The sequence below is a fragment of the Flavobacterium litorale genome (assembly GCF_019613795.1).
GTDB classification, from domain to species: Bacteria; Bacteroidota; Bacteroidia; order Flavobacteriales; family Flavobacteriaceae; genus Flavobacterium; species Flavobacterium litorale.
On the sequence record NZ_CP080429.1, the window covers coordinates 14419 to 40709 of the forward strand.

The 26291-nt window shown below is 36.6% G+C and carries 31 protein-coding genes; 12 read left to right on the forward strand and 19 right to left on the reverse strand.

What is annotated here, in order from left to right:
• The first annotated feature begins 11 nt into the window (after positions 1-11).
• The 6 genes from murB to gap all read left to right on the forward strand — a co-directional run bounded on the left by murB (position 12) and on the right by gap (position 5881).
• Positions 12-1025, forward strand: a complete 1014-nt coding sequence (gene murB, locus K1I41_RS00085; protein ID WP_220640667.1) for a UDP-N-acetylmuramate dehydrogenase — start codon at positions 12-14, stop codon at positions 1023-1025.
• 68 nt (positions 1026-1093) lie between these two features.
• The gene (locus K1I41_RS00090; RefSeq protein WP_220640668.1) at positions 1094-2203 is read left to right on the forward strand and encodes a glycosyltransferase; all 1110 of its coding nucleotides are present in this window, start codon (positions 1094-1096) and stop codon (positions 2201-2203) included.
• Positions 2194-2766 (forward strand): RNA polymerase sigma factor, encoded by a 573-nt coding sequence (locus K1I41_RS00095; RefSeq protein ID WP_220640669.1) that lies wholly within the window; start codon positions 2194-2196, stop codon positions 2764-2766. Before K1I41_RS00090 ends, K1I41_RS00095 begins: the two co-directional genes overlap by 10 nt.
• 166 nt (positions 2767-2932) lie before the next feature.
• On the forward strand, positions 2933-3790 hold the full coding sequence (locus tag K1I41_RS00100) for an energy transducer TonB (RefSeq protein ID WP_220640670.1): 858 nt from the start codon (positions 2933-2935) through the stop codon (positions 3788-3790).
• Positions 3791-3891: 101 nt separating this feature from the next.
• Positions 3892-4782 (forward strand): lipoyl synthase, encoded by an 891-nt coding sequence (lipA, locus tag K1I41_RS00105; RefSeq protein ID WP_220640671.1) that lies wholly within the window; start codon positions 3892-3894, stop codon positions 4780-4782.
• Positions 4783-4882: 100 nt separating this feature from the next.
• The gene (gene gap / locus K1I41_RS00110) at positions 4883-5881 is read left to right on the forward strand and encodes a type I glyceraldehyde-3-phosphate dehydrogenase (protein WP_220640672.1); all 999 of its coding nucleotides are present in this window, start codon (positions 4883-4885) and stop codon (positions 5879-5881) included.
• Between the two features lie 22 nt (positions 5882-5903).
• On the opposite strand, the gene K1I41_RS00115 is transcribed toward gap, so the two are convergent.
• From K1I41_RS00115 to K1I41_RS00130, 4 genes are all read right to left on the reverse strand, one after another.
• Positions 5904-6632, reverse strand: coding sequence for a hypothetical protein (locus K1I41_RS00115; protein ID WP_220640673.1), 729 nt, complete (start codon positions 6630-6632; stop codon positions 5904-5906).
• Between the two features lie 111 nt (positions 6633-6743).
• Positions 6744-7556 (reverse strand): purine-nucleoside phosphorylase, encoded by an 813-nt coding sequence (locus K1I41_RS00120; protein WP_220640674.1) that lies wholly within the window; start codon positions 7554-7556, stop codon positions 6744-6746.
• Positions 7528-8553: a tetraacyldisaccharide 4'-kinase gene (lpxK, locus tag K1I41_RS00125; protein ID WP_220640675.1), complete on the reverse strand. Its 1026-nt coding sequence runs from the start codon at positions 8551-8553 to the stop codon at positions 7528-7530. Before lpxK ends, K1I41_RS00120 begins: the two co-directional genes overlap by 29 nt.
• A gap of 95 nt (positions 8554-8648) precedes the next feature.
• Positions 8649-9071: a lipocalin family protein gene (locus tag K1I41_RS00130; protein ID WP_220640676.1), complete on the reverse strand. Its 423-nt coding sequence runs from the start codon at positions 9069-9071 to the stop codon at positions 8649-8651.
• Positions 9072-9301: 230 nt separating this feature from the next.
• Between K1I41_RS00130 and K1I41_RS00135 the strand changes: the two genes are divergently transcribed.
• Positions 9302-10396 (forward strand): Nif3-like dinuclear metal center hexameric protein, encoded by a 1095-nt coding sequence (locus K1I41_RS00135; RefSeq protein WP_220640677.1) that lies wholly within the window; start codon positions 9302-9304, stop codon positions 10394-10396.
• Position 10397: 1 nt separating this feature from the next.
• Here the strand turns inward: K1I41_RS00135 and K1I41_RS00140 are convergent, their stop codons facing one another.
• Positions 10398-10925, reverse strand: a complete 528-nt coding sequence (locus K1I41_RS00140; RefSeq protein ID WP_220640678.1) for a DUF6584 family protein — start codon at positions 10923-10925, stop codon at positions 10398-10400.
• A 173-nt stretch (positions 10926-11098) separates the two neighbouring features.
• On the opposite strand from K1I41_RS00140, the gene K1I41_RS00145 reads away from it, so the two are divergent.
• The 4 genes from K1I41_RS00145 to K1I41_RS00160 all read left to right on the forward strand — a co-directional run bounded on the left by K1I41_RS00145 (position 11099) and on the right by K1I41_RS00160 (position 14941).
• Complete coding sequence (locus K1I41_RS00145) at positions 11099-11878, forward strand: zinc ribbon domain-containing protein (RefSeq protein WP_220640679.1); 780 nt, start codon at positions 11099-11101, stop codon at positions 11876-11878.
• A gap of 42 nt (positions 11879-11920) precedes the next feature.
• Entirely contained in the window at positions 11921-12766 is an 846-nt protein-coding gene (locus K1I41_RS00150) for an alpha/beta hydrolase (protein ID WP_220640680.1), read from the forward strand.
• A gap of 73 nt (positions 12767-12839) precedes the next feature.
• Entirely contained in the window at positions 12840-14429 is a 1590-nt protein-coding gene (gene bshC, locus K1I41_RS00155) for a bacillithiol biosynthesis cysteine-adding enzyme BshC (RefSeq protein ID WP_220640681.1), read from the forward strand.
• Between the two features lie 92 nt (positions 14430-14521).
• Positions 14522-14941, forward strand: a complete 420-nt coding sequence (locus K1I41_RS00160) for a nucleoside-diphosphate kinase (RefSeq protein WP_220640682.1) — start codon at positions 14522-14524, stop codon at positions 14939-14941.
• 51 nt (positions 14942-14992) lie between these two features.
• Here the strand turns inward: K1I41_RS00160 and K1I41_RS00165 are convergent, their stop codons facing one another.
• Both K1I41_RS00165 and K1I41_RS00170 read right to left on the reverse strand, forming a co-directional pair.
• Positions 14993-15289, reverse strand: coding sequence for a DciA family protein (locus K1I41_RS00165; protein WP_220640683.1), 297 nt, complete (start codon positions 15287-15289; stop codon positions 14993-14995).
• Positions 15289-15705 carry a hypothetical protein gene (locus K1I41_RS00170; protein ID WP_220640684.1) on the reverse strand — a complete coding sequence of 139 codons (417 nt, stop codon included), beginning with the start codon at positions 15703-15705 and terminating at the stop codon, positions 15289-15291. The genes K1I41_RS00165 and K1I41_RS00170 overlap by 1 nt, the downstream gene beginning before the upstream one ends.
• A gap of 115 nt (positions 15706-15820) precedes the next feature.
• On the opposite strand from K1I41_RS00170, the gene K1I41_RS00175 reads away from it, so the two are divergent.
• Positions 15821-16891 carry a serine hydrolase domain-containing protein gene (locus K1I41_RS00175; protein ID WP_220640685.1) on the forward strand — a complete coding sequence of 357 codons (1071 nt, stop codon included), beginning with the start codon at positions 15821-15823 and terminating at the stop codon, positions 16889-16891.
• A gap of 65 nt (positions 16892-16956) precedes the next feature.
• Here K1I41_RS00175 and K1I41_RS00180 read toward each other — a convergent pair whose 3' ends face one another.
• The 12 genes from K1I41_RS00180 to K1I41_RS00235 form a co-directional block, all read right to left on the reverse strand.
• Positions 16957-18216 (reverse strand): hypothetical protein, encoded by a 1260-nt coding sequence (locus K1I41_RS00180; RefSeq protein ID WP_220640686.1) that lies wholly within the window; start codon positions 18214-18216, stop codon positions 16957-16959.
• A 21-nt stretch (positions 18217-18237) separates the two neighbouring features.
• A complete protein-coding gene (gene ftsY / locus K1I41_RS00185) occupies positions 18238-19191 on the reverse strand; it encodes a signal recognition particle-docking protein FtsY (RefSeq protein WP_220640687.1) in 954 nt (317 codons plus the stop codon).
• Between the two features lie 99 nt (positions 19192-19290).
• Positions 19291-19443 (reverse strand): DUF4295 domain-containing protein, encoded by a 153-nt coding sequence (locus tag K1I41_RS00190; RefSeq protein WP_220640688.1) that lies wholly within the window; start codon positions 19441-19443, stop codon positions 19291-19293.
• A gap of 10 nt (positions 19444-19453) precedes the next feature.
• Positions 19454-19636 carry a 50S ribosomal protein L33 gene (gene rpmG / locus K1I41_RS00195; protein WP_026714106.1) on the reverse strand — a complete coding sequence of 61 codons (183 nt, stop codon included), beginning with the start codon at positions 19634-19636 and terminating at the stop codon, positions 19454-19456.
• Positions 19637-19662: 26 nt separating this feature from the next.
• Positions 19663-19899: a 50S ribosomal protein L28 gene (gene rpmB, locus K1I41_RS00200; protein WP_220640689.1), complete on the reverse strand. Its 237-nt coding sequence runs from the start codon at positions 19897-19899 to the stop codon at positions 19663-19665.
• Positions 19900-19979: 80 nt separating this feature from the next.
• Positions 19980-21227, reverse strand: a complete 1248-nt coding sequence (locus K1I41_RS00205) for a competence/damage-inducible protein A (protein ID WP_220640690.1) — start codon at positions 21225-21227, stop codon at positions 19980-19982.
• A gap of 8 nt (positions 21228-21235) precedes the next feature.
• Positions 21236-21580, reverse strand: a complete 345-nt coding sequence (locus K1I41_RS00210; RefSeq protein WP_220640691.1) for an Hpt domain-containing protein — start codon at positions 21578-21580, stop codon at positions 21236-21238.
• Positions 21580-22191 (reverse strand): fumarylacetoacetate hydrolase family protein, encoded by a 612-nt coding sequence (locus tag K1I41_RS00215; protein ID WP_220640692.1) that lies wholly within the window; start codon positions 22189-22191, stop codon positions 21580-21582. The genes K1I41_RS00210 and K1I41_RS00215 overlap by 1 nt, the downstream gene beginning before the upstream one ends.
• Positions 22192-22207: 16 nt before the next feature.
• The gene (locus K1I41_RS00220) at positions 22208-22984 is read right to left on the reverse strand and encodes a 3'-5' exonuclease (protein WP_220640693.1); all 777 of its coding nucleotides are present in this window, start codon (positions 22982-22984) and stop codon (positions 22208-22210) included.
• Between the two features lie 198 nt (positions 22985-23182).
• Positions 23183-24493: a dihydrolipoamide acetyltransferase family protein gene (locus tag K1I41_RS00225; RefSeq protein ID WP_220640694.1), complete on the reverse strand. Its 1311-nt coding sequence runs from the start codon at positions 24491-24493 to the stop codon at positions 23183-23185.
• Positions 24494-24600: 107 nt separating this feature from the next.
• Positions 24601-25743 (reverse strand): glycosyltransferase family 2 protein, encoded by a 1143-nt coding sequence (locus tag K1I41_RS00230; RefSeq protein ID WP_220640695.1) that lies wholly within the window; start codon positions 25741-25743, stop codon positions 24601-24603.
• A 107-nt stretch (positions 25744-25850) separates the two neighbouring features.
• Positions 25851-26282 carry an Hsp20/alpha crystallin family protein gene (locus tag K1I41_RS00235; protein ID WP_220640696.1) on the reverse strand — a complete coding sequence of 144 codons (432 nt, stop codon included), beginning with the start codon at positions 26280-26282 and terminating at the stop codon, positions 25851-25853.
• Positions 26283-26291 lie beyond the last annotated feature (9 nt).

Below are 26291 nucleotides of genomic sequence, written 5' to 3' on the forward strand. Positions count from 1 at the left end.
CTACTACCTAAATGGAGCTACACAAAAACTATTCGCTAAAAACATACAACACCTTTGGTATTAATGCCTATGCCAAAAATTTTATAGCTATTACCACTACAACAGAGCTTGCCAAAGTAATACAACAAAACACAGATAAAAAGCTATTTATACTAGGTGGCGGTAGTAATATGCTATTAACGCAGGATGTTGATGCACTTGTTATCCATATTAACAATAAGGGAATAGAGGTAGTACAAGAGGATGCTAATAGCGTACATATAAAAGCTATGGCAGGCGAAAATTGGCACGAATTTGTACGCCATTGTATTGATAATGATTATGGCGGACTCGAAAACATGTCCTTAATACCTGGTAATGTAGGTACAGCACCCATACAAAACATTGGCGCATACGGTGCCGAGATTAAAGATACATTTGTATCGTGCCAAGCCATGAACATTAGTACCCAAGAGGTAGTTACCTTTACAAAAGAGGAATGTGAATTTGCCTACCGCGAAAGCATTTTTAAAAACAACTTAAAAGGCAAATACATTATTACATCGGTAACATTTAAACTTACCAAAACAAATCATAACATTAATACCGCCTACGGCGATATTAACAAAGAGCTTCTTAAAAATGGTATTACCAATCCTACCATTAAAGATGTTAGTAATGCTGTAATAGCAATACGCCAAAACAAACTACCCAACCCTAACGAACTTGGTAACAGCGGTAGCTTTTTTAAGAACCCTATTGTTAGTAAGGAGCTGTTTAATATGGTTTACGCACAACACCCCGAAATGCCACACTATATAATATCGGATACCGAAGTAAAAGTACCAGCAGGATGGCTAATAGAACAAAGTGGTTTTAAAGGAAAACGATTTGGCGATGCGGGCGTACATAAAAAACAGGCTTTAGTACTGGTTAACTATGGTACTGCAACAGGGCAAGAAATTTTAGCACTGGCCAAAAAAATACAAACTGCTGTGTATAAAAACTTCGGGATTGCTATAACCACCGAAGTAAACATTATTTAAAAATATAATAGCATAATTAATAATTGCGTGTAAATTTGTTACCACACACAAAGTAAGCAAATGCCTATATGCTAAACATTATTTTTTACGTATTTGTTGGTATTACACTAGTACAGTTAATATACTACTTGGGTATATTTAGTAAGTTTGCCTTTATTAAAGCTAAACCTGCCACACCTGCACAAAAAAAACTTCCCGTATCTGTAATTGTATGTGCTAAAAACGAGGCTAAAAAAGTACAGGAGTTTGTACCGTTACTTGCCACACAAAACTACCCCGATTTTGAGATTGTACTTATTGATGATGCCTCCGCAGATGAAACGCTTGATATTTTTGAGGAATTCGAAAAACAGTACAAAAACATCAAACTCGTAAAAGTAGAAAACAACGAAGCCTTTTGGGGCAACAAAAAATACGCACTTACACTAGGTATAAAAGCAGCTAGTAAAGATTATTTATTATTTACGGATGCCGATTGCTACCCTAGTACTAAAGATTGGATAACACACATGAGTGCAAACTTTACCTTTAAAAAAACAATAGTGTTAGGCTACGGAGGGTATAAAAAAGTAAAAAACTCTTTCCTTAATAAAATAATCCGATTTGATGCCATGTTTATGGCAACCCAGTATTTTGCTTGGGCAAAACTAGGAAAACCCTATACGGGCGAGGGCAGAAATATGGCATATAAGAAAGAAGAATTTTTTAATGTAAACGGCTATATAAACCATATGAACATTCGTATGGGCGAAGATGCTCTGTTTGTTAACCAAGCTGGCACCAAAGAAAACACTACAATATGTTTTACCCCCGAAAGTTTTACCTACTGCGAAGCTAAAAAAACATTTGGAGCATGGTTTATCCAAAAACGCAGGCACGATTATACTACCACATTTTTTAAAGTTGCAGATAAATTGCAATTACGCTTATATACCCTAACCCAAATTGCATTTTTTGCGTTAGCCATACTATTATTATGCCTTTTCGATTGGAGGTATGTAGTACCTGTTATAATATTGCGTTACCTCATCGGTTGGATAACGTTGGGCTACAGCGCAGCAAAACTACAGGAGAAAGATGTAATATACTGGTTTCCAATTATCGAAATAATCGTTACCTTCACAAAAATAAGTGCATTTTTTACCAATACCTTCTCAAAACCAATCCATTGGAAATAAACTCGCAGCTAATACAGCAAAATATAGCCAAAGCACAAAAAGGTGATCAAGTTGCCTTTACTTTTTTGCTTGATTTTTTTTGGAACGAGGTATACCATTTTATGCTAAAGCGTACCCAAAACGAAACGGATACCGAAGATGTGGTTATAGAAACCTTTGCCAAAGCGTTTGACCGAATTAGCAGCTACAACCCCGATTATGCTTTTAATACTTGGTTAATAGCCATTGCAAAAAATGCACACATTGATATGTTACGAAAAAAGAAATCGTCGCTTTTTGTAGCTATGGATGAAGACGACGACAGAAATGCAAAAAATATTGTTGACGATTCACTTTCGGCAGAAGATGAGCTAATACAAGAACAAAACCTTTCCAACCTCTTAAACTGTATTAAAAAGCTCAAACCACAATACCAAGAGGTAATACAACTCAGGTATTTTCAGGAACAAAGCTATCAGGAAATTGCCGAACAACTTAACGAGCCACTTAATAACATTAAGGTAAAAATACTACGTGCCAAAAGGCTACTTGCCGAAATTATTAAGGGTGATTTAAGTTGCTAAGCTCAAAAAACACCAATAAAATAGTTTTAAAACCCTAGTCAATACGAACTATAGTGATCAATTAAATAATTATTTTCTAATTATTTATGATTTTATTTATACTAATTTCAAATACTATAACGTTTTAGTTATATATTACTTAGTAACAAATCAAAAGCATTATATTATGTCAAAAGCAAACGTTTTCAAACAAGGGTGGATCGATCTCGTTTTCGAGGGTCGTAACAAAGCCTACGGTGCTTACAAATTGCGCCAAGAAGAATCAAAAACTACACTTATTGCACTGTTTTCTGGTATTGGTTTAATACTAGGCTTAGTGAGTATTCCTGTTATTGCAAATCATTACAATAAGGAGCAAGCTGTAGTAGCATCGGATACTGAAACCATATTGGTAGCACCAAGTATAATTAAGGAGCGAATAATACTACCTGAACCCCCAAAACCAAAAATAGAAGAGCCAAAACCAGAAAAAAAGGTAGCACCACCCAAAACTAAACAAACAAAGCAACCTACCATAAAGCTAAAACCAATTGTAGCTACCAGCACAAAAACAACGGTACTACCCACTACAGAAGATATATTAAAAACACAAACAGCAGCCGTAACCAGTAAAGGCGATGGAAGTGGCGGTTTTACTATAGGGACGTCAAGCCCAACAGGCAGCCCCGATGGAAAAGGTACAGTTGCAACAAGTGGCAATGGAGATGGTACTGTAATTACCGCTTTGTTAGATGAATCTCCTGAATTTCCTGGAGGGCTTGAAAAATTTTATAAAATTGTAGGAAGAAAATTCAATGCACCACAGCTCGACCAAGAAATGCAATTGAGGGTATACGTATCGTTTGTTGTAGAAAAAGATGGTACGCTAACGGGTATAAAAGTAATACGCGACCCTGGATACGGAGCAGGTAAAGAGGCGATACGTGTTTTAAAATCGATTGAAACAAAATGGAAACCTGGTAAAATGAAAGGCGTACCCGTACGCACAGCTTATAACCTACCTATAACTGTAAATATAAAATAACAAAAAGCTCCATAAGGAGCTTTTTTTATAGCATGTATAACCACTTATGTTTTCGGTAAATCGGGATTTATGCCTTATCTTTGCCCCTTAAAGTTTTTAGTATGGAAACCATTTTAGATACCGTAAAACCAACTGCCGTAAACGGAAAATATACTCAGAAACCGAAATGGTTACGGGTAAAGTTACCTACAGGTAAAAAATATACCGAGCTTCGTGGTCTTGTAGATAAATATAACCTACATACCATATGTACATCAGGGAGTTGCCCTAATATGGGCGAATGCTGGGGCGAGGGTACTGCAACCTTTATGATATTGGGTAATGTATGTACCCGATCGTGTGGTTTTTGCGGGGTGCAAACGGGCAGACCTGAAACGGTAGACTGGGATGAGCCTGAAAAGGTAGCGCGCTCCATAAAAATTATGAATATTAAGCATTCGGTAATTACGAGTGTAGACCGTGACGACCTTAAAGATGGTGGCTCTATTATTTGGGCAGAAACGGTTAAGGCTATTCGTAGAATGAACCCAAACACCACACTAGAAACACTTATACCTGATTTTCAGGATATAAAACGAAATATAGATCGTATTATTGAAGTAGCTCCAGAAGTGGTTTCGCACAATATGGAAACGGTAAAAAGGCTTACGCGTGAAGTGCGTATACAAGCAAAATACGAACGTAGTTTAGAGGTATTGCGTTACCTTAAAGCGGAAGGAATTAATCGTACAAAATCGGGTATTATGCTTGGTCTTGGCGAAAAAGAAGAAGAGGTAATACAAACCATGCACGACCTTCGTGATGTTAACCTTGATGTGCTTACCATTGGGCAATACTTGCAACCTAGTAAAAGACATTTGCCTGTTAAGGAGTTTATAACGCCAGACCAATTTAAAAAATACGAAGAAATCGGACTCAATTTAGGCTTTCGCCATGTAGAGAGTGGTGCACTTGTACGCTCATCATACAAAGCACAAAAACACTTACTGTAATAATAAAATAATAGTGCCTAAACCACGTTTATAGGCATAATCAAAAGTTGTTATCTCGAACTGCATTCGGTGTAACAACTTTTTTTAAACCATCTATCAAATGTCAAAAACAAAAATAGCTATTAACGGTTTCGGGCGTATTGGTCGTAACCTTTTCAGACTTTTATTAGACCATCCTACTATAGAGGTTGCTGTTATAAATGATATTGCTGATGCGCGTACTATGGCACATTTGGTAAAGTACGATAGTATTCATGGTGTATTGCCCTTTAGCGTTTCGCATACCAACGATAGTATTATAATAAACGATAAAAGTTTCCCCTATACCCGCCACAAGAATATTGCAGATGCTAATTGGCGTAATTTTAATGTTGATATTGTAATAGAGGCTACGGGGAAATTTAAAACACTGGAAGAGGCTGAAAAACACATTACAAGTGGTGCTAAAAAAGTAATATTGTCTGCTCCTGCAGATGACGACCGTATAAAAACAGTTGTTTTAGGCGTAAACGAACATATTTTAAATGGGGACGAAACAATACTTTCTAACGCAAGTTGTACTACAAATAATGCAGCCCCAATGATGAAAATTATTAATGAGCTTTGTGGTATTGAGCAAGCCTACATTACAACAGTACACTCGTACACTACTGACCAAAGTTTGCACGACCAACCGCATAAGGATTTACGCAGAGCACGTGGCGCATCACAATCCATAGTACCTACTACTACAGGAGCGGCAAAAGCGTTAACTAAAATTTTTCCCGCGTTTGAGGGTAAAATTGGAGGTAGCGGCATCCGTGTACCTGTACCCGATGGTTCGCTTACCGATATTACGTGCTATGTAAAACGTGAGGTTAGTATTAACGAGATAAACACCGCGTTTAAAAACGCTGCCGACAACGAATTAAAGGGAATACTTGCCTATACGGAAGACCCCATAGTATCGGTAGATATTTTAGGAAATACTAACTCGTGCCTATTTGATGCGCAACTTACATCGGTTATCGATAAAATGGTTAAGGTAGTAGGTTGGTACGATAACGAAATAGGCTACTCCTCACGTATTATTGACTTGATTTCACATATAGAGCAATAATACTCGATTACCGTAAAGTTTATCATTCAAAGAGGTGCTTTCCTTTTTTAAATGTAGCTCCAAAAGGTATAGCATTACCTCCACTATATTTTAAAACGTAACGCTTTTTTGTATCGGTATCTAGACTGGCTTCAACCGCTACGTTATGAACATCAAACGATACGTCGATATCTACTCCCGATTGCTTTTCTAAATCAATTTCAACACTATCAGCATAAAATAAAGCTTCAGTTATCCAATCGTTTTTTATTCTTCTCCTATAATCTCTAGGGTTGCTATCTTCAAATTCTGCTAAAAGGTGCTTAATTTCTATACCTGGCTCTTCAATATTCGTTAATCTAGCTTTTTTAAGCGAATTTACTTTAACCGATAAATTGGTTGCATTATTAACATTGCCTGAAAAGCCAATATTAAATAAAAAGGGAAGTTTGAGTCCGAAACCAACAATTTCTTCTTTCGAAAATTCAAAATCGGGTACACTTGCATTGGCAGGTACAATATTCTCTAATCGTTCTTTTATTACTGTTACCCTTGCTGGTGGTGCAATAATACCAATAATATTATCGCCCGAACTCCTAAAAGTACGACCACTCCACTCAAATACTTCACCAATTAGGGTTTGCTCAGAAGCATGCGGAAGCAAATCAATATCATACAGTTTAAAAATTTCTTTAGCATAAGGTCGTCTGTTAGGCGGAAAAAGTCCTAAATCAGTAAATGCACTTTGGGTTAATTGTTCGTTTGTTGCCATCGCTATAGTATTTAGTAAATTAAGTGGCTGTAAATTAGACAATACAACTGTACAAAAAAATACCCAATAGTGGGTATTTTGAATTTATAGTATTGGTAAACAGAAAATTAACTAACTAGTAGCAATAAACTCTTTAATAAGTTTACGCACTTTGGGCTCTGCTTTTTGTGCAGCTTGTAGCACCTCGTCGTGGTTTATCGTATCAATGGTATCCTCGCTACCCATATCGGTAATTACAGAAACTCCCAAGCAATCTAATTCCATGTGGCGTGCTACAATAACTTCGGGTACGGTGGACATCCCTACGCAATCGGCTCCTAATATTTTTACCATCCGATATTCGGATAATGTTTCAAAGGTAGGTCCTTGCAAGCCTAAGTACACGCCATCTTTAACCTGTATGCTAAGCAATTGGGCAACTTTCTTGGCTTGTTGTATCATTTTACGATTATACGGCTCACTCATGTTTACAAATCGGGGGCCGAATCGTGTATCGTTTTTACCCCGCAACGGATGCTCGGGCATCATATTAATATGGTCGTGTAGTAACACAATATCGCCTACTTTATACAGTGGGTTTACGCCTCCCGAAGCGTTGGACACAATAAGTTTTTCAATTCCCAATTGCTTCATTACCCTAACGGGGAAAGTAACCTCTTGCATAGTGTATCCTTCATAGTAATGAAATCGTCCCTGCATGGCTACCACTTTTTTAGTACCTATGGTACCAAATAGCAATGCGCCTTTATGCCCCTCTACAGTAGAGATGGGAAAGTTAGGAATTTCGTTATAAGGTAATGTAAATTGTATGGTAATGTCATCGGCAAAACCACCAAGTCCCGATCCTAGTATTACACCATACTCTGGATTAAAACTTGTTTTATTAGTAATATAATTAACGGTTTGCTGTACTTTGTGCCACATAATTTAAAATTGTTGTATTAAAATTATTGCCATTGTTTATAAACGTGCTTTTAATAGGCAGGTAAAACAATCTATCATCGGGCAGTTTACCTACAAGGCGCATATAATCTTTCTCAGTGGTAATAATAACTTTATTAGTTGCTATTACGGCAAGTTCTTTCAGTTCCTTCTCTGCAAAATAATGATGGTCGGGGTAGGTTAAACATACATCGCCCACTTGTTTTACGTGCTGAAAAAAGGGTTTTGGTTTGGCTATGCCTGCAACAATAATTTTACTATTACCATTCAATTCTTTTAATGGAATTGAGTTTGTTGTGTTATATACCCTATCATCATAAGCAATGTAAGAAAAATACAGCTTTTGTTCAGGTGTAGGGTTTAACTTCTTTGCTATCGCATCTTGTTCTTCGCCAGATAGGTTGGGTGGGCACTTGGTAACGATTATAACACTAGCACGTTTAGCACCACTACTACCCTCTCGTAAATTACCTGCTGGCAATACATAATCATCTGCATACAAATCGTCGTAAGCGGTAAGCAATATATAAAAACCTGCTTTTACACGTCTGTGCTGGTACGCATCGTCCAATAATAGCACTTCTGGTTTTGGCGATAATTGTAGTAAATTTTCAATACCATTTTTTCTATCGGCATCAACCGCTACACGTATATTCGGAAACTTTTTGTAAAATTGGTACGGTTCATCGCCTATACTATCAGCATTGGTAGTAGCATCTGCCAATACAAAACCTGTCGATTTTCGTTTATAACCTCTACTTAATGTAGCAACTGCATAATCGTTACTAAGTAAATCAATAAGATATTCTGTTTGTGGCGATTTACCTGTGCCGCCTGTACTAAGGTTACCTACAACAATTATGGGAGTGGTAAATGAATACGATTTAAATATACCCATGTTGTAAAATAAATTCCTGACACTTACTATACACCAGTATAATAGCCCAAAGGGTAGTAGTAACAATCGTAAGGTTTTCATAATTACAAATGTACTGTATAGTTAGTAATCATGTACGGTACAAATAAAAAAAGTGCCCCAAAAGGGCACTTTATATAGCAATAAATACAATAGTATTACTCTCTTGTATATACTTCAACATAGTTGGTTGTCTGTCCGTCAATCGTTTCACTAATGGTAACCTTTAATGTTGAACCAGAAAGTGTAGCAATAGTACCCGTCTCAGCATCTTCTCCAGTGCCAATGGTAATAGTGTTTCCACTTCTAGACCATGTGGTTTCATCAATAAAAGTATCACAATCACTACTAAAGTAATCTACATCTTTAAAAACCCCGCCTGCTAAAAACTCAACGTAATCTTTTTCACATCCATCTTCATGATCCATGTAATCGGTAAGAACTTCTGCACCGTTAGCTGCCACTCCTTGCTGAGAGTAGTACCATTTTCCTTCGATAGATGCACTATCGCCATCATCATCACTACATGAAGTAAATGTTAATGCTGCAAGAGATAAACCAAATAAAAGTATTTTTTTCATAAATAAATAATTAAGTTAATGTTAAGTTAGAGCAAACCTAAGTTTTTATTTTAACAAAAAAAAGCGAGAAAAGTGAAAAATTCTATTATTTTAGGGTTTTTATTCTCAATTACATGATTTTATCAGATTATTTTTGTACTCCTACGCAAAAAATGGTATTAGAATTATTGAAAGTAAACCACTAACCAACCATTACTGTTTTTAGTATATTTGATTAAAATTTTACCTCCATGAAAATTAAAGCACTACTTACTATACTTGAAACAATGGCACCACTTGCCTATGCAGAAGATTTTGATAATGTTGGATTACTTACAGGCAATAGCAATACCGAAGTTAGTGGTGTAATGGTATGCCATGATGCGCTTGAGGGAGTTATTAACGAAGCGGTTGCTAATAAATGTAATGTAGTGGTTTGTTTTCACCCCATACTATTTTCGGGATTGAAAAAAATAACAGGTAAAAACTACGTAGAGCGTGCCATTATAAAAGCCATTAAAAATGATGTTGCCATATACGCAGTACACACCGCACTAGACAATCATAAGCAAGGTGTAAACAAAATATTTTGTAATGCTTTAGGGCTTAGCAATACTAAAGTACTAGTACCAAAGCAAAAATTTATACGCAAGTTGGTTACCTATACAACGCCCGAAAACGCTACACGACTACGAAATGCCCTTTTTGATGCTGGTGCTGGAAATATTGGCAATTACGAAAATTGCAGTTTTAACTCGCAAGGATTGGGCACCTACCAAGGTACGCAAGACAGTAATCCTGTAGTAGGTGCAGCGGGCGATTTTATGGAGGAAAATGAAATTAAGATAGAAGTAACGTTTGAAAGATATTTAGAAGGTAAAATTTTAAAAGCACTTTTTAACAATCATATTTATGAAGAAGTTGCTTATGAAATTTACAGCTTAGAAAACCAACACCAAAACATTGGGTTAGGGATGCTTGGCGAGTTGGAAACACCAATGGATGAAACTGCATTTTTACAGTTTGTAAAAGAAAAAATGCAGGCAGAAGGCATCCGCCATAGCGCATTTACAGGAAAAGTTGTAAAAAAAGCAGCTGTTTTAGGTGGCTCAGGTAGTTCTGCTATAAAAAACGCTATAGCAGCAGGTGCTGATGCCTACCTTACTGCCGATTTGAAATACCATAACTTTTATGAGGCTGAAGGAAAAATATTATTAGCGGATATTGGACATTTTGAAAGCGAGCGTTATACTACAGATTATATTGCCGAGTACCTGAAAAACAATACTGAGAATATTACCATTAGAGTTACAACTGTAAATACTAATCCTGTAAACTACCTGTAAACTAAAAAAGATGTACCACCCAAGTTATAGATTCGATTACACCTATAATGAGAAACATTATACATAAAAACGAAACAACAAAAAAGCAGCCATTAAATACCTTCTCTTTAAAACTTGCTTTATAATTGATAGGTTTTTTAGCATTTTTAGGTTTATATGGTACAGCGTGCCCCATAGCTTTAACCTCAACCTCTAGTGCAATAAGCTTCTCTCTTGCATAGTCAGGAAGCCCCGATTTATCACCTCTGTATTTTAAATCCTTTAGTATTTGAATGGGCGAGTAACCTACCGATTTTTGATATACTTTAATACTTTGCAACATATAATCGTGCGTAGGCTCAGTTAAAAACCAATATTTTCCCGCCATATCCAAAAAACCACTCTCGTAATATAGTAAAGCAAGCATTTCCCTTGCCTCCATAGCATCGGGGTATGCATTCAAAAAGTTTTTAAGCCTGTTGGCAGCTCTTTCTTTTAAACCACTATCAATTTCAAGTTGCGCCTTCTTAAGCTGTATATTTAGGTACATTTCTTATTTTTACTATAACCACATTATAATGTAAAAGTATAAAAATTAATTACGCTTATTTTAACCAAATACAGTACAAAAAATTATATCGTTGAGTATCTTACAAAAAAAATCGTTAATTTTGCAATCATTTTATCGCAAGAAAATACAAATCCAGTTAAGTACTTATAAATATGGCGAATACCAAGGAATTAAGTGTTGAAGACAAGCTAAGAGCACTTTATGATTTACAGTTAATTGATTCGAGAATAGACGAGATAAGAAATGTGAGAGGTGAACTTCCTCTTGAAGTGGAAGATTTGGAAGATGAGGTAGCAGGACTTACTACGCGACTTGAAAAACTGAAAACCGACCTTGAATCTATTGAAGATCAGATTAAAGATAAGAAAAACGCTATTGATGAGCATAAAGCTGCTATAAAGAAATACACAGAGCAGCAAAAAAATGTGCGTAATAACCGCGAATTTAATTCGCTTACTAAGGAGATAGAATTTCAGGAACTTGAAATTCAACTTGCCGAAAAGCATATTAAAGAGATGCGTGCTACTATTGAGCATAAAAAAGAAGTTATAGAGCAATCTACCGAAAGGCTTGATGCTAAAAAGAGCCACTTGGAACACAAAAAATCAGAATTAGACGCTATTATGTCTGAAACTGAGAAAGAAGAAAGTTTCCTTATTAAAAAGTCATCTGAATTCGAAAGTGAAATAGAGCCTCGCCTTATTGCAGCATACAAAAGAATACGCGGTAGCGTACGAAACGGTTTGGCAGTAGTATCTATAGAAAGAGGAGCTTCGGCAGGTTCTTTCTTTACCATACCACCACAAACACAGATGGAAATTGCTTCACGCAAAAAAATTATTACTGATGAGCATAGTGGAAGAATACTGGTAGACAGTGCGCTGGCTGATGAGGAAAAAGAAAAAATGGAAAAATTATTCGCAAAAATGTAATACCAAAGCCTCCACCACAACGGAGGCTTTTTTTCTATCTGTATGCAAAAGGTATTAACCTATATTTTTACCCGAGTATTAGGCAGCTACATTAATACAATTAGCTACATTAACCCTAATAAAGCGCAAAGGCTTGCCTATAAGTTTTTTAGTGAGCCTCGTGAGGGCAGGTTGGCAAAAGATAAACTCCCCGCCATATTAGAGGAAGCCGATGCCGAAATGATAACCCATAACGAGTGCATATTCCAGCTATACACATGGGAAGGCAACGATAAGAGGATATTGCTGGTACATGGTTGGGAAAGTAATGCCTCGCGCTGGGAAGATTTTATACCTTATTTAAAAAAAGAAGGCTATACCATTATTGCACTCGATGCTCCTGCGCATGGTTTATCGTCGGGCAGAGAGTTTAACATCCCACGTTATGCTGCGTTTATTGATATTGTAGTAAAACGTTTTCAGCCCAATTTTATGGTAGGGCACTCACTTGGCGGAGCAACCTCGTTATATTACCAGTCGCATTACAAAAACAGTTGTATTAAAAAAATGGTGGTACTTGGCGCACCTAGCGACCTAAGTGTATTACTCAGCAACTACAAAAAGCTATTGCGGCTTAATGCTAATGTAGCCAAACTACTTAACAAATACTTTTTAGATACCTTTAATATAAAATCGGAAGAATTTTCGGGCAGCCTTTTTGCTAGTACTATAAAAATACCCGCACTATTGGCACACGATAAGGATGACGAAGTAGTAAGTTATACCGAAGGGCAAAAAATTGCAAAGGCGTGGAATAGTGCAACATTTGTTACCACCAACGGTTTAGGGCACAGCATGCATGATGATGTTTTATACACCACAATTTGCAATTTCTTAAAAGCTAAATAGTACCATACACTAACAAACCATTAAGAATTCGAGTTGAATTTTTTCCGTAGTTTTACAGGAAAATCAATAATCAATGCCGTCAGACTGTATTAGCTATCAAAATTCAGGATATTTTACACCCCTTATAGTAGATTATCTTAATCAAACAGCAAACCTGAAACCGCTATACCATCGCTTTCCTACACTCCAAAATTTTAAAGCACAAATAGCCGAAAAGCAAAACAGCTACCCTGCTGCGTTTAGGGAAGTACTCTCTAACACAGTAGCAAGCCAGTACAAAGGCGTTACTACCTCTGAAGCTACCCAAAACAATATAGCACTACTAAAAAAAGATACCACATTTACCATAACTACAGGGCATCAGCTCAATCTGTTTACAGGACCCTTATACTTTTTATACAAAATAGTATCTACCATAAACCTGAGCCGTCAACTTAAAACCGAATACCCCGAATACGATTTTGTACCTGTATATTGGATGGCTACAGAAGACCATGATTTTGAGGAAATAAACTACTTTAATTTTCGTGACAAAAAAATACAATGGCAAACCGATAGTTTTGGACCCGTTGGAAGGCTTAACACAGAAGGACTAGATTCAGTATTAGAAGCTTTTAGTAAAGAGTTGGGCATGGGTAACAATGCCGATACGTTGAGAAATTTATTTGATTCGGCCTATACTAAACATAATAATCTTGCTGATGCTACCCGATATTTGGCAAATGAGCTATTTGGTAATGAAGGACTTGTTATTCTTGATGCTGATAACACTGAATTGAAAAAGCTATTTATTCCTCATATAAAAAATGAGTTACTCCATCAAGTATCGCGCAGTAAAGTTGCCGAAACGACTGAAAAGCTTAGCGAGTACAATGTGCAGGTAAACCCCAGAGAAATTAATTTATTTTATATAGAAGATAACCTACGCGAACGCATTATTTTTGAAGAGGACAAATACCATATTAACAATACCGAGCTACAGTTTACCGAAGATGAAATGTTAGAAGTACTAGAAAAACATCCCGAAAAGTTTAGCCCTAACGTTATTATGCGCCCTTTGTATCAGGAAGTACTACTACCCAACCTATGCTACATTGGCGGTGGTGGCGAAATTGCCTATTGGCTGGAGCTAAAATCGTTTTTTGATGCATCAGGTGTCGTGTTCCCAATATTATTATTACGGAACTCGGTACTACTTGTTACAGCAAAGCAAGCCAATAAATTGGATAAACTCAATTTAAGCTGGGGCGATGTGTTTTTAAAACAGCAACAACTTATGAATAATAAAGTAGCCAAATTTTCGGAATTTAGTTTGGATTTTTCGGAACAGAAAAAATTCTTGGAGCAACAGTTTAAAAAACTAAACGAAATGGCTACCAAAACAGATGCTTCGTTTACAGGTGCGGTAAAAGCACAGGAGAAAAAACAATTAAAAGGACTTGCCAATTTAGAGAAGCGATTGCTAAAAGCCGAGAAACGAATTTATGCCGATAAACTAGAACGTATTGCCCAACTACAAGATGCTTTGTTTCCGTCGCAAAGTTTACAGGAACGAAAAGCAAATTTTGCCGAATTTTACTTGGAGTACGACCAAAAACTGATGGATGAACTATTTAAAAAGTTACAGCCATTGGAGCAAGAATTCTCGGTAATTGTATTGTAAATGAGTGCTATGCAAAAAAAGTGGAAACATTAACAATTAATTAAAGTTATTAATTTAAAAACTGCTATTTTTGCGCCAAATTAAACAAAACTATGGCAACGAATAGAACATTTACAATGATTAAGCCAGATGCTGTTGAAAAAGGACACATCGGTGGTATTTTATCAATGATAACCGAAGCAGGTTTCAGAATTGTAGCATTAAAACTTACACAACTTACAGTAGCTGATGCTAAAGAATTTTATGCAGTACACAGCGAAAGACCTTTTTATGATGAGTTAGTAACATTCATGTCCAGAGGTGCTATAGTTGCTGCTATTCTTGAAAAAGATAATGCTGTTGAAGATTTCAGAACGTTAATAGGTGCTACCAATCCTGCTGATGCTGCAGAAGGTACTATCCGTAAAAAATATGCTACATCTATGGGCGAAAATGCTGTTCATGGTTCTGATAGCGATGAAAATGCTGCTATAGAGAGCGCATTCCACTTTGCTGGTAGAGAGCAATTCTAATAACAGAATATACTTATATAAAAAATGCCGCTGTACAGCGGCATTTTTATTTTATCGTAATATCACTTCTCTCACCACTTCCCTACCCAACTCTTCATTAATCATTTTTATAATTTTATCCTTGCCATAACTTAGCTCCTCCCGTAGTACTGATGATGTAAGGGCAACGTAAAGCGTATTATTTTTTAGCATAATCTCGCTCGTATAATTATTTACACCGTTCCCCATTAAATTTTTCCAAGCATCGCGCACATCAATTTTATCAATGCCCTGCTGAAGCCTATTTTCTTGTATAAACTCCTTTAGTACATCGCCTATAGCGTTATTATCATTGAGTCGTTTTGCCATTATTTACTACCAAAAGGTACCGATTTTTTATAGTGATATTCTATATCCTGTTCATTTTTAATAACCATATGCTCCTTATCAAGCTCTATTATTTGCTCTTTCCATTCGGAATAATTGGTTTTGTAGGCAATATATGTTTTATCGTCCTCTCGTACTATTGCTATAGCTTCGGCTGTATCGTTAACGCGGTAGGTACCATCCAATTGAGGCATTACTTTTTTACGAATGCCTTTATTCTCTTCAACTTCAAAATAATCTACCGTTGCATTTACTTTGTATTCCTTTTCCACACCATCGGGAGTTATCGCTTTTTCTATCTCCCAATACCCATTAAGGTAAGCAATATCTTCGTCTGATATGCTACTATTGCACGAAACAATAACGATAGCCAAAAGCAGTAAGGCATATTTTTTCATTCTTATAATTTTTGGTAACTACAAATTTACTCAAAATAAAACGCCTAAAAATCAAAAATGATAGGAATGTATCTTAAACTATTTAATATATTTAAAGTCGAACAAATAAAATAACATGAAATATATTTCTGTTTTAATTGCCATAATACTTTTATTTTCATGCAGTTCATCTGATGATAGTAAGCCTACAGCGGATACGAATATTGAGGCAATGTATTTTCCTGATAATGAAAATGATGAATGGGAAACAAAACCACTAACTGAACTCGGTTGGAATGAAGATGCAAAGAATGAACTGTTCGATTTTTTAGAAGCTAAGAATACAAAATCGTTTATGATACTGGTAAACGGGCGTATCGTTGTTGAAAAGTACTTTAATGGGCATACTGCTACCACACCTTGGTATTGGGCAAGTGCTGGCAAAACACTTACTACTGCTTTAACGGGTATTGCCGAACAAGAAGATTATATTAATATTAACAACAAGGTTAGCGATTATTTGGGTGCGGGCTGGACAAGCGCACCTACCGACAAAGAAAGTTTAATTACGTGTAAAAACCTGTTAACCATGACATCGGGGCTTGATGATGCGCTGGGCGATGATATATCGGTTACCAACCTGCAATACAAAGCTGATGCGGGTACACGGTGGGCATACCATAATGTATATGTAAAATTACAAGATGTAGTAGCGCAGGCTACAGGACAAACTTGGAACAGCTATTTTAATAGTAAGCTAAAAACTCCAATAGGGATGACGGGTGCTTGGATACAAACAGGCGATTTTAGTGTGTATTGGAGTACTACCAAAAGCATGGCACGTTTTGGTTTACTGGCACTTAATAATGGTAAGTGGAAGGAGCAACAAATAATAAATAGTAATTATTTTACTAGTAGTACTACCCCTTCACAAAACATCAATAAATCGTACGGTTACTTATGGTGGATAAATGGGCAGGAAAGTTACCGCTTGCCACAAACACAACTGGAATTTCAGGGTAGCATTATTCCATCCGCACCTAGCGATATGTATATGGCATTGGGTAAAAACGACCAAAAGATTTATGTTGTACCCTCTAAAAAAATGGTTGTTGTTAGAATGGGCGAAGCTGCCGATGGCGAAAATTTTGCGCTATCTAACTTTGATGAAGAGTTATGGATAAAAATAAATAGCGTTATAAATTAATCATCTTACAAATAAAAAAAGCTCAACAGTTGGTTGAGCTTTTTTTATTTAAATATGAATGGTCTTTAATAAAAAGTATATCTTAAATTAAGTCCTAGTCTGCTAATACTGGTAGTAGATGTTGTTGGCAAGTTGGTAAACATGTTTCGCCCAGTTTCGTACCGTAAAGCAACACCGTATTTATTCTGGTATGTATACCCTAAACCAAAGTTCAAACAAAAACTTGTTTGCAAATCAAAAGTTTCCCCTGGTCGCTCAAAAGAGTTCCCACCATCTGTATTCACAACAGTTTTCTTTACTATTTCTCCGTAAGGTATACTTGCACATACCAATCCATCAACAAAAAAGTTACTTTTGTCTTTTCTTGCAAAATTATGGCGTACTCCAACCTGTACATTAATGGCTTGCGCATCTAGTTCATAAATATCGGTAATACTACTCGCAAAACCTCGTTCATAATTTCCTTCTGTTTCTCCCGAAAGGTTTTCAAATTCCACTCTACCTAAAAACGCCCATTTTTCTGATGGAAAAACTAAAGCAAACTCAACCCCAACCGCTGGAGAAAGTAATCCCTCAGCATCAGAATCTGCTTCGGTACTATTTACTTTAAAGCTAGTTAAATGGGCACCTGCGTAGCCTGTAATGCTAAGTTCAAAGTTTTTACCCGTACTATTATTATACGCAGTATACTCTTGCCCAATACATTCGTTATATTGTGTAAAAACACGTATAAGTGGTTTTTTATCGTATTTTACTTTGGCAAAGTAACTACGTTCTTGATCTTCGCACCTAACATCTCTTAAAAGTTGTTGGAGGTATACTTTATTTTCTGAAATAGAAGTTTGAGATATACGATAACGCTTATAAAACAACTGTTCTATAGGCATTTCCTCTTTAGATTTGATGTTATAAAAAAACTTTGTACCGTTTTTACCACGATAGGAGTATAACGAGGCTTCGCCCTCCACCAATACGTTTAAAAAATCTGTAGTTGTTACCCAATTTGGCGTAGATTGAGTGTCGAGCCTTTTCATACTCGTTTCCGTATCATCAAACTGAAAAGTGCGCTTTATAAATTTAAACTCAGTACCAATACCATATTCGGTTACTGTACTAACATCAAGGGTGGTATAAGGTTCAGTTTCAGTCTTTTTAAACTGTAACGATTCCGCATCCAAAAAATCAGTAGTTTTATAATACCCATCTACACGGTTGCCAATAGCGGTAATATAATATCCTTTTTGTTGGTCTGAATTTTCTTTAGTGTTTTGCGCATTAAGCGATACTGTAGCTAATACTACAGCAAGAAATTTGATAATTTTCATTTGTTAAGTGGGGTATAATTATTATTTAAAGAAAGAATCTACGAATTCGAATTTGTTAAATACCTGTAAGTCCTCTATACCTTCGCCGACACCAATGTATTTTACAGGAATCTGGAACTGATCGGATATGCCAATAACAACGCCTCCTTTTGCAGTACCGTCAAGTTTTGTTACTGCTAACGATGTAACTTCGGTAGCAGCAGTAAATTGTTTAGCTTGCTCAAAAGCATTTTGCCCTGTAGAGCCATCCAACACCAATAAAACATCATGCGGAGCATCGCCCACTACTTTTTGCATTACCCTTTTTACTTTGGCAAGCTCATTCATGAGGTTTACCTTATTATGAAGCCTACCCGCCGTATCTATAATTACAATATCTGCATTTTGGGTTACTGCAGATTGCAAGGTATCAAACGCTACCGAAGCAGGATCGCTACCCATTTGCTGCTTTACAATGGGTACGCCTACCCTATCTGCCCAAACCTGTAATTGGTCTATAGCAGCAGCTCTAAAAGTATCAGCAGCACCTAAAACTACTTTATGCCCAGCCTTTGTAAATTGGTGCGCTAATTTACCTATGGTGGTTGTTTTACCCACCCCATTTACACCAACTACCATAAGTACATATGGTTTTTTATCAGTAGGAATTTCAAACTCTGTAGCGTTACCGCTATTGGTTTCTGATAATAATGCTGCTATTTCCTCACGTAATATTTTATTAAGTTCATCAGTACCCAAATATTTATCGCGAGATACGCGCTCTTCAATACGCGTTATTACTTTAAGAGTTGTGTTTACACCTACATCCGACGAAACTAAAATTTCTTCCAGATTATCCAATACCTCATCATCTACCTTCGATTTTCCTGCTACAGCTTTGGATAGCTTAGAGAAGAAAGAACTTTTTGATTTTTCTAATCCTTTATCTAACGTTTCTTTCTTTTCTGAAGAAAATATTTTTTTAAAGAAATTCATAGTATAAATATGTGTGTTTTTTCGAGCCGTAAATATAAAAAATAAAAAAGCTACTTTCTTTAATGGAAAGTAGCTTTTCTATATATTGTTGAGGATTATTTATTTCTTCTTAAGAAAATTATCCACGTCTTCAGGAGCCATAACGCTCTCAACAAAGGTATATGCACCTGTTTTTGGTGATCTTACCATTTTGATAGCTTTGGTTAACCTCTTTGAAGATGTTTGTAACGATGCTACGGTTTTCTTTGCCATGACTCAATAATTATTTGATTTCTTTATGAACAGTCACTTTTTTCAAGATAGGATTAAACTTTTTAATCTCTAACCTGTCTGGAGTGTTCTTTTTGTTTTTAGTAGTGATGTATCTTGAAGTACCAGCTACACCAGATGCTTTATGCTCTGTGCACTCTAAAATTACCTGGATTCTATTACCTTTTTTTGCCATTTTGCTAATATATTATTTGGTACAGATTATTTTATAAATCCTTTTTCTTTAGCTTCTTTTAAAACTGAAGTGATACCTTTTTTATTAATTGTTTTGATAGTAGAAGCAGCTACCCTAAGAGTGATCCACCTGTCTTCTTCAGGAAGGTAAAAACGCTTCTTCATTAAGTTTACACTAAACTTTCTCTTAGTCTTGTTCATAGCGTGAGAAACATTGTTTCCAACCATCGCTTTTTTACCAGTAAGGGCACAAACTCTTGACATTATATTTTCGCTTTTATATCGTTATTCAAAATCAGGGTGCAAAGAAATAAAAAATAAATATATTACACAAGGATAATGAGTTAGTTTTTTAAAATTTCTTTGTAAATTTTATCTAATGCTTTATTGGCTGCCCGACCTATAACTTTTTCGCGAGGTTGCCTTAATTTAAACTCCTCGCTATAAACGCCTTTGGGAGTAGCAAATCCAATAAAAACAGTGCCTACTTCGGCTGCTCCCTCCTCTTTAGATGGTCCTGCGTTACCTGTTGTTGCCAAGGCATAATCAGTTCCAAAAATAACCTGTGCGCGTACTGCCATAGCCTCTGCAACTGCTGCGCTTACCACATTATTTTTTGTTATAAAATCCTCTTCAATTCCTAATACTTTTACTTTACTAGCTACCGAGTAGGTAACCACTCCACCTTTAAAATAAGCAGAAGCACCTGCTGTTGCTGTAAGCATTTGAGCTATTTTACCACCTGTACAGCTTTCGGCTACTGCTATTGTTTTTTGCTGTTCGGTAAGCATCCTGCCTACTACAACTTCAAGGCTATCATCTTCATTATACCCTACTATAATATCGCCAATAAGCTGGGTTAAAGTGGTTATTTCTGTTGCAATTCTATCTTGCAACGCTTTTTCATCTGTTCCTCTTGCTGTAAGGCGCAAACGCACTCTGCCAGGGCTTGGCAAGTAAGCAAGTCGTATAAAACTTGGTAAATTATCCTCCCAATCCTCTATACGTTCGGCTACTATACTTTCGCCAAGACCGTAAGTCATTATTGTTTTATGAATAATGTATGGGCGTTCGTATTTATCAACCAGTCTTGGTACAACTTGGTTGGTAATAATATCTCGCATTTCGTAAGGTACACCAGGTAACGATATAAATACGGTATCTTCTTTCTGCATCCACATGCCTGGTGCCGTACCTACGGTATTAAAGAGCACTGTGCTACGCGATGGCACAAGTGCTTGTTCTTCGTTCATTTGTGAAGCATTACGATTTAGTGCTTGTTTAATGAGTTTTTTAACGTGGGTTAGCACCTCTTGGTTGAGGACTAATGTATCGTTAAGATAATCGCAGAGTGTTTTTTTAGTAATATCATCTTTAGTAGGTCCTAGCCCGCCTGTAATAATAACAACATCAACTTTATTTTGCAACGATCTCAATGCATTTAGGATGTGTTCCCGCTCGTCGGACACTGTTAGCATTTGGGTTACACCTATGCCTATTTTATCGAGCGCTTTGGCAATAAATCCTGAATTGGTATCCGTTATCTGACCGATGAGTATTTCATCACCTATAGTTATAATAGCTGCCTTCATGATACGAATTAAAGATTGAAATCTTTTTTGAGCTCTTTCATTGTAAGGCTTATACAGGTTTTAAGGCTTTTAATTACCTCTTTGATTTCTTTCTTTTTACCCGAAGCTTTTGTCCAATCCTCTATAAGTAATATGTCTTGGTAGGCAATATCCATACCCAGCAAATCGAGTGTAGGTTTTATTTTATGGGCAGCGTAGTATACCTTTTGGTGGTCTTTTTTCTTTGCGCCTTCCTTTATATTCTCTACCTCTGTTGGCACTTCTTCTATGAACAGAATTACAATTTGCTTTGCAAAATCAACGTCGTTGTCAGAAATTGCATGTACTTTCGATAAGTTGTAGTTTAAAGCCATTATTTTACATTTATGCTAAATAATTGTTCTCCTTCTAAATATCCTTCTAATATATCGTTATGGTTTACTTTTGCCACACCTTTTGGTGTACCTGTAAATATAACGTCCCCTTTTTTTAGTGTAAAGTATTGCGAAACATAGGCAATAAGCTCATCAATTTTCCAGAGCATTTGTGCCGTATTCCCTTGCTGCACTACAGTACCATTATTAATGAGCTTAAAGTTAAGATTATTTACATCACCTAATGTTGATTTACTTACAAAATTTCCTATAACGGCAGAGCCGTCAAAACCTTTGGCTTTTTCCCAAGGTAGTCCTTTCTGTTTTAATTCAGCTTGCAAATCACGCGCTGTAAAATCGATACCGAGACCTATCTCATCATAATATTTATGTGCAAATTTCGGCGCTATGTACTTCCCTACTTTATGAATTTTAACGAGTACCTCTACCTCATGGTGTACATCATTACTAAATTCTGGTATTACAAACGGGAACTTTTTTAAAACCACAGCCGTATCGGGTTTCATAAAGATAACAGGGGCTGTAGGTTTGTCGTTTTTTAATTCGCTTATGTGGTCGGTATAATTTCTGCCTATGCAAATAATCTTCATTAGTACTACAATTAATTTACACCAATTTGTTGTTTAACTTTCGTAATTTAATGGCTGTAAGCACTTTTTTGGTATACAATGGGAAATCTGCATTTTGTATCCATCCATAATAACCAGGCTCTTCATCCAATACTTTCTCTACTTTAACACCTTTGTGCTTACCAAAACCAAATACCTCATCGCCATCTTTATTTACCACTATAAAACCTGCAAAATCGGCTGTAACTCGGCGTGTTGTATATTCCGACAAGGCATTCATATCATTAGGTAAATCATCGTAATGGTCAAGCTGCGATTTTAATATCTCGTACGTTGCATTAGTATCAGCCTCTGCACTGTGCGCATTCTCTAATACTTGCCCGCAATAAAATTTATAGGCTGCGCTAAGTGTGCGTTCTTCTTTTTTATGAAAAATGGTTTGCACATCTACTGAAACACGATTTTTCATATCAAAATCAACATCGGCACGCAATAGCTCTTCTGCCAACAACGGAATATCAAACCTATCGGAGTTATATCCTGCAAGGTCGGAATCCTTAATCATATTGTATATAGTACCCGAGAGTGCTTTAAAAGTAGGCTCGTTGGCTACTCTCTCGTCTGTAATTCCATGAAATGCTATTGTTGCAGGCGGTATAGGTCGTTCGGGGTTAACAAGCCACGTTCTGCTTTCTTTATTTCCGTTAGGATGTACTTTTAATATTGATATCTCAACAATTCTATCCTTAGTAATATCAGTCCCAGTCGTTTCGAGGTCGAAAAAACAAATGGGTCTGCGAAGTTTAAGTTCCATATCTGTCCTGTATAACTACAAATATAGCTTTCCTATATTGTAAAAAGAAGTAGGACGTGTTATTTATTGCTTTTCTAGTTAAAGTTGAACCGTTGCTTACCGAGTACCGCAATTGTTTGCACTATTTAGTAGAATAATAACTACTACATAAAAAAAGCCGCTGTACAGCGGCTTTTTAAATCTATATTTTAAAAAATATTATATATCTCTATTAGGATCAAAGGCTTCTAGGTATTCGGCTACTCGCTTAACAAACGAACCTCCTAGTGCACCATCTACAACCCTGTGGTCATAACTGTGCGAAAGGAACATTTTTTGGCGGATGCCAATAAAGTCACCTTCTGGTGTTTCTATAACTGCAGGCACTTTGCGTATTGCTCCTAGTGCTAAAATACCTACTTGCGGCTGATTGATAATAGGTGTACCAAACACACTACCAAAGGTACCTACATTGGTTACGGTGTATGTACCGCCCTGCGTATCGTCTGGTTTTAGTTTACCGGCTTTTGCTCTGTTACCTAAGTCGTTTACTGCTTTAGCCATACCTACCATATTTAGTTGGTCGGCATTTTTAATTACAGGTACAATTAGGTTACCGTTTGGTAAAGCTGCTGCCATACCAAGGTTTATGTTTTTCTTTTTAATGATGTAATCGCCATCTACAGATATGTTCATTCCAGGGAAGTCTTTAAGCGCACGTGCTACAGCCTCCATAAATATTGGCGTAAACGTAAGTTTTTCGCCTTCTCTTTTTTGGAAGGTATCTTTAACTTTGTTTCTCCAGTTTACTATGTTTGTTACATCAACCTCAATAAACGATTGTACGTGTGCAGAAGTTTGCACGGATTGTACCATGTAACCTGAAATTAGCTTACGCATACGATCCATCTCTACAACTTCGTCCTGACCGTTAACCGATACTGGCGCGGCTTTGGCTGCAACAGGCTGGCTAGCCGTTGGTGCTTGTTGCGCTGGTTTAGCAACAGGAGCTGCGGGTTGGCTACCTCTGTTTTTAATATATGCTAATATATCGGTTTTGGTTACTCTACCCTCTTTACCTGTACCGTTTATAGCCTCTAGCTCGGTAAGTGAAATACCTTCTTCTTTAGCGATGTTCTTTACTAATGGTGAGAAGAATTTATCTGAACCTGAAAAATCTTCGTTTGTTGCTGCTACTTCTTTGGCCGCTTCAACACTTTGTGCTACGGCTTTAACGGCAGTGTCTGAAACAGTAGCTTCTTCTTTAGGAGCAGCCTCCGTTGCTTCACCTTCAGTTTCTATGTAGGCTATGGTTTGCCCTACTTGCACTACGTCGTCAACCTGAAATAATATTTCTGATAAAACGCCCGATACTTCTGATGGTACTTCAGAATCTACTTTGTCAGTAGCAATTTCTAAAACAGCTTCGTCAGCTTCAATAGCATCGCCTACGTTTTTTAGCCAGTTTGTAATTGTTGCTTCTGCAACACTCTCACCCATTTTGGGTAATTTTAATTCAAATTTTGCCATATCGTTAACCTAAAGGTAAAATTAATGTTTCTGTTTGCGAAATTAATAAAAAAAATGACTCGTTATCTGTCTTTCAATAATTATTCATAGTGGTGTATTGCAATTTTTTACCATGTTATTACCCCACCTCTGCTATTACTATTATTACTTCCTAAAATAAAATTACATCCTTTGGGTTTTATCTTAAAAGTATATCCATCTTGCTTGTGTTGTTGCATTATGGATATGATATTGCCAAAAGTAAGCAACTCGTTATCGAAAATAACTTCTATATTTTTTTGAGTAGTTGGTAGTAAAAGCGGTTTGTAATTACTGTGCCTTACTACTTGCTTGCCCGTAACGGTTTGCAATTGTTTTTGTAACGCCTCGTTTTCAGAAAACAATACATATTCCTGCGGGGCTACTTGAATTGTTTTTTTATTTTTTTTAGCAATAACAAAAAATAATACACCTAGTTTCATAAACAAATCAAACGCTGCCGATTTTTTAAAATGCTTACGGTAAAACTCCTGCATGGCATCGTTAAAGCGTTTCATGTATGTTTTATCGCGTACGGTGCTCTCTCCTTTGTAATGTAGTATAGCCGTTTCAGGATAGTATATATTTTGTTTTCCGGCTTTTAATACGGTATAAGAGAGGTCTACATCCTCGCCATACATAAAATAATCTTCATCAAAGCCGCCTACTTCAAGGTACAGTTCGCGCTCCATAAACATAAAAGCACCTGTTAGTATATCGGTTTGCCCCGTAGTATTTTCGTTAAGATGCTGTGCGTAGTATTTATTAAAAGCACCCCATTTCGGGAATAGTTTATACAAGCCTGCTATTTTGGTGGTTGCTACCCAAGGGGTGGGCGTACCACGTTTGCTTTCGGGTAAAAAGTTACCTGTACCATCTACCATTTTAACACCTGTAATACCATGTTTTTTTTGCGTAGGCACAAAATCCAACAGCTTACTAAAGGTATCTTCGGCAACTACCGTATCGGGGTTTAGTATGCAAATGTATTTGCCTTTTGCTTTGGCAACACCTATATTATTACCTTGCGGAAAACCTGCATTTTCGTTTTGCGCAATAAGTGTTACATTCGGGAAACGGCTCCGCATCATCTCACAACTATCGTCGGGAGAGTTGTTATCTACCACTATAATTTCGCCATCAATGCCTTGCAAGGCTTGTTGCACGCTTAGCACACATTGCTCTAAAAAATAGCGCACGTTATAGTTAAGAATAATTATAGAGAGTTGCATGCGGCAAAGATATATAATTTGACTTTTGGATAATACTCCGTTGTAAAACAAAAAAAGTGCCCCACATAAGGGCACTCTTACTAATTAACCAACTTAAATAATCATCATTATGAAATTGCTATCAACCTCTTTGCTTTTGGTAATGCTTCTTCTTTTTTAGGAAGTGTTAGCGTTAAAATACCCGAATTATAAGCTGCGTTAATGGCATCTGTATTAACTGTTTCGGGCAACGTAAAGGAACGCTTGAAAGATGATAAGCTAAACTCTCTGCGAGTAAATTTTCCTTTTTCCTCTTCTGTTTTTTCTGTTTTAACCTCTGCCGAAATAGATAATAAATCATTGTCTATCTCAATGTTAAAATCTTCTTTTTTCATCCCTGGCACTGCTAACGCTAGCTCGTAACCGCTTTCATTTTCTTGGATATTTACAGAGGGCATCGATTTTTTAACCATTTCTGAGTTTCCTGCCCAATCTCTAAATAATTCGTCCATTACTGATGGGAATAATGCATTACTGTTGTTTTTTCTTACTAAGTTCATACCTTTTAT